Source organism: Mesorhizobium sp. M4B.F.Ca.ET.017.02.2.1 (assembly GCF_003998955.1).
In the GTDB taxonomy this organism is placed as follows: Bacteria; Pseudomonadota; Alphaproteobacteria; order Rhizobiales; family Rhizobiaceae; genus Mesorhizobium; species Mesorhizobium abyssinicae.
This window is the reverse complement of record NZ_RZOF01000460.1, coordinates 1-3,970: the sequence shown is the minus strand read 5'-3', so window position 1 is coordinate 3,970 and position 3,970 is coordinate 1. Positions and strand designations below refer to the sequence as shown.

Annotated in this window: 3 protein-coding genes; all 3 read right to left on the bottom strand. The window is 64.9% G+C overall.

The features are described from left to right. Positions 1-215 precede the first annotated feature (215 nt). Positions 216-1,520 (bottom strand): hypothetical protein, encoded by a 1,305-nt coding sequence (locus EN738_RS31890; RefSeq protein ID WP_127287060.1) that lies wholly within the window; start codon positions 1,518-1,520, stop codon positions 216-218. A gap of 132 nt (positions 1,521-1,652) precedes the next feature. Beyond that, positions 1,653-2,675, bottom strand: coding sequence for an esterase-like activity of phytase family protein (locus tag EN738_RS31885; protein ID WP_127287059.1), 1,023 nt, complete (start codon positions 2,673-2,675; stop codon positions 1,653-1,655). Then, positions 2,672-3,970, bottom strand: a 1,299-nt coding sequence (gene cobT / locus EN738_RS31880) for a cobaltochelatase subunit CobT (protein WP_127287058.1), incomplete at its 5' end; no start/stop codon positions are given. The genes cobT and EN738_RS31885, both read right to left, overlap by 4 nt.

The window sequence follows — 3,970 nt, the reverse complement described above, 5'->3', positions numbered from 1 at the left end:
GCTTTACGCGCCGCCTCAAGCAGGCGGGCTTCGCCGTCGAGGAGGTCAAGGCGCGCGCCCATGGCAAGCGTGGCGCCCGCCATGTCATCTGGATCGCGACCGCTCCGGAAGCGCGATAGGGAAACCCTGCGCCTCGCGCGGAATGGCCAGCAATTTCCAGATACCGGTCGGGCGCCAGCTCGCCGCCGCGGCCAACCGTGAAAAGGCAATGCGCCCTATCTCAGTGTGAGCGAGAAGCCGCCGGCGCCGTGGGCATCGAAGTATCGGTACAGGGTGGAAGCATTCCAGCCATGCGGCGCCTCGCGGCGGACCTCGAGGTGATCTGAGTCCTCGAAGCTCAATTCGGGCGCGGGTCCTTTCAACGTCGCCGCGCTGTAATCCAAGGTCACGGAGTCGCCTGTGTCGGCAAAGGAGATGGTGATCTTGCCGTCGCCATAGCTGATGTCAGCGTCGTCGATTGAGCGCTCGGCGAAGACGATCGTGGTCTCTCCGGCAACGCGGACGACGTCATTGCCGTCACCGCGATCGAAGAACAGCTTGGCTTTGTCCGTGCCGGTGAGATCGATCCTGTCGTCGCCCAGCCCGCCCGAAATCGCGGCGGCGGTGCCTGCGTTGATCGTGATGGTGTCGTCGCCGCGGCCGCCCTCGACCTGATCGACCTTGGCGGTGGCGATCGTGATGGCATCATCACCATCGGCTCCACGGATGCCGAAGACGGCCTGCCCGCTCGCGACAGTGATGATGTCGGAGCCTTGGCCACCGGAAATGTCGCCGACGCTTTGCCCGGCGACAGTGATGATGTCCTGGCCCTGGCCGCCCGAAATACTGTGCGCTTCATTGCCCGCCGCAACGGTGATGATGTCGTCGCCGGCATCGCCGGTAACGTTGTCGATGTTCATTCCACCCGCAAGGGAAAGCACATCGCGCCCGTCGCCGCCCCAGAGTCCCGAGATATCCCGTCCAGCGGAAACGGTGAGCGCGTCGTCGCCTTCGCCGGCCGAGACGTTATAGACATCGCGTCCGGCGGCAATGTTGACGACATCATTGCCGGCGCCGGCGAAGATGCCGCGACCGCTTGGCACGAAGACCGAGATTTCGTGGTTGACGGCATTGGATGCCTTCAGCGCCATGGCGCCAGCCGTCGTGTTGCCCTGCCAATAGTCTGAAGTTGCGTCCTCGGTGGCCACCAGATCGAGCCGATCGTTTCCGTCTCCCAGGGAGACGTAGTTCGGCGCGGTGTCGTCGCCGGACGAGCTAATGTCGACCGTATCGTTGCCGGATCCGGTTTCGATGAACTCTGCGTTGACGGGCATGACGACAAGATAGCCGCCGCTGCTCCAGGCCCCTTCAATCGACAGCTTGACGATCCTTTCCAGCGCACTTTGCTGGGCGCTGTCGCCGCTGCGAAGGCTCGGACCATCGGTCAGCAGACCGACTGGTTGCGGCGCCTCACCGGGTTCGCCCCTTTGCGGCAATTGCAGGGCTACCTGATGTCGCGATATGGATGGGACGGTCGTCATGAGCCCGGAACCGGTTGCGCGATTCCAGAACGGCGCCGCCAGACTGAAACCCAGGATTGCATCCGAGTTTCGCCGCTCGAGGTTACCAAACCGTGCATGGCGGCCTGGGTCGGGCAGAAATCCGGTATCGGCTCAATCCTCGTGCAGGATGAATTCCAGGTAGAGGTTGCGCTGCAGGATCGAGTGGTTGTCGTCCGACATCAGCGACACCATCTGAGCGCCGTCGTCGCGGGTCCAGACGTCGAGCCCTTCCATATTGTCGATCTGGTAGCCCATGTCGGCTTCCAGCAGCACCGGACCGTCGGCGACGGCGCCCTTCTCGACGCTCTCGCCATAGATGCGCCTCAGCCGCATCTTCACGCCGCCGGCCATCGAGAAGCTGCGTTCGAGCAGCAGCAGGTCGCCATCTGGCAGGAAGGCGCCGTCGGTGATGTCGAAATCGCCGTTGCGCTTGACAGTGAAAACGCCTTTGTTCGGCCCCTCGATGATCGCGGCATAGATGTTGCCGGCCTTGTCGAGGCTCTTTTCCGACACCACGACCAGCCCGCCTTCGTGCTGGCCGTAGGGATTGGCGTGGGTGACGGTCTCGAAGCCGCGGTTCTGGCGCAGCTCCCGGGCCGGCACCAGATAGTCGAGCTCCTTGAACGGCGCCTTCATCTTGTCCGGATCGATCCTGAACTGGGCGACGCGCTGGTTGCGCTCGAAGCCGACCGTGGCGATGCCATCCTTGACCGCGAGGCCTTCCGCGTCGACTTCCCATTTCCTTTCGATCGGCTGCCCCGATTGGTCGATCATCTGCTGCATACGGAAATTCTGAATGCCCGACGGCCGCTTGTCGGCATCGTGCGCCACGGTGCCGAAGAACCAGAAGCCGGTGTCGGCGACGCCGATGAAATCTCGGCCGGGCTTCAAGAAGCGAAAGGCCGACAGCGCGCCGAAATCGCGCGACGGCGAGGTCATCTCCAGCCCGCCGACGAATTCGAGCGGGCCGAACTTCCTGTCGTCGTGGCCGATGTGGAACTGGTTGATCGGCCGCGCCGAGATCTCGACCGGCTCGATGGAAGCCGGACCGGCGGCGATGGCCGACGACAACATGCCGGCCAGCGCGCAGGCAGCCAGAACCATACGCCGCAAGCTCCGCCCCGAGATCCTCATCCGGCGCGCCGCAGACCGCCGCGCCGCATCTCGCGGGCGCTTTCCTCGCCGAACAGCGAAGCCAGCTGCTCGGTCATGGCGCCGGCCAGTTCCTCGGCATCGACGATGGTGACGGCACGGCGGTAGTAGCGGGTGACGTCATGACCGATGCCGATGGCCAGAAGCTCGACCGGCGACCGCGTCTCGATCAGCTCGATGACCGCGCGCAGATGCCGCTCCAGGTAGTTGCCGGGATTGACCGAGAGCGTGGAATCGTCGACCGGCGCGCCGTCGGAGATCATCATCAGGATCTTGCGCTGCTCCGGCCGTCCGATCAGCCGGTTATGCGCCCAAAGCAGCGCCTCGCCGTCGATGTTTTCCTTGAGCAGGCCCTCGCGCATCATCAGGCCGAGATTGCGCCGCGCCCGCCGCCACGGATGGTCGGCGGATTTGTAGATGATGTGGCGCAGATCGTTGAGCCGGCCGGGGTTCGGCGGCTTGCCGTCCTTCAGCCATTTCTCGCGCGCCTGCCCACCCTTCCAGGCGCGGGTGGTGAAGCCGAGGATCTCGACCGAGACGCCGCAGCGCTCCAGCGTGCGCGCCAGGATGTCGGCGCAGGTGGCGGCGACGGTGATCGGCCGGCCGCGCATCGAGCCGGAATTGTCGAGCACAAGCGACACCACCGTGTCGCGGAATTTCGTGTCGCGCTCCTGCTTGAACGACAGCGGCTGCATCGGATCGATGACGACGCGCACCAGCCGCGACGGATCGAGATAGCCTTCCTCGAGGTCGAAATCCCACGAGCGGTTCTGCTGCGCCATCAGCCGGCGCTGCAGCCGGTTGGCCAATCTGCCGACGACGCCGGAAAGGTTGGCGAGCTGCTTGTCGAGGAAGGCGCGCAGCCGGTCGAGCTCCTCTTCCTCGCACAATTCCTCGGCGCCGACCGTCTCGTCGAAAGCCGTGGTGAAGACCTTGTAGTCGATCTCCTTCGGCAGGTTGGTGAAGGGATTGTCGTTGCGCCGCGCCTCGCCGGGCGTCTCGGCGTCGGAATCGTCCTCGTCGGAGAGGTCGTCGGCAGTGGCGTCGGACGCTTCCGTCTCGGCCGACTGCTCGTCATCGTCGGACGCCTCGGCGTCGTCGGACTGCGACTGTTCGGAGCCGGAATCGTCCTCGCCGCCCTCCTCGCTCTGCTCCTCGCCCTGCGGCTCGTTGTCGTCATTGTCCTCGGTGTCTTCGCTCTCCTGGTCGTCGCCGAGCTCCTCGGCCATCTCCATGGAGACCAGCATGTCGCGCACGATGCGGGCAAAAGCCTGCTG

Coding starts and splice junctions, on each gene's coding strand:
- EN738_RS31885 (WP_127287059.1), bottom strand. CDS start 2,675: ATGAGGATCTCGGGGCGGAGCTTGCGGCGTATGGTTCTGGCTGCCTGC.
- EN738_RS31890 (WP_127287060.1), bottom strand. CDS start 1,520: ATGACGACCGTCCCATCCATATCGCGACATCAGGTAGCCCTGCAATTG.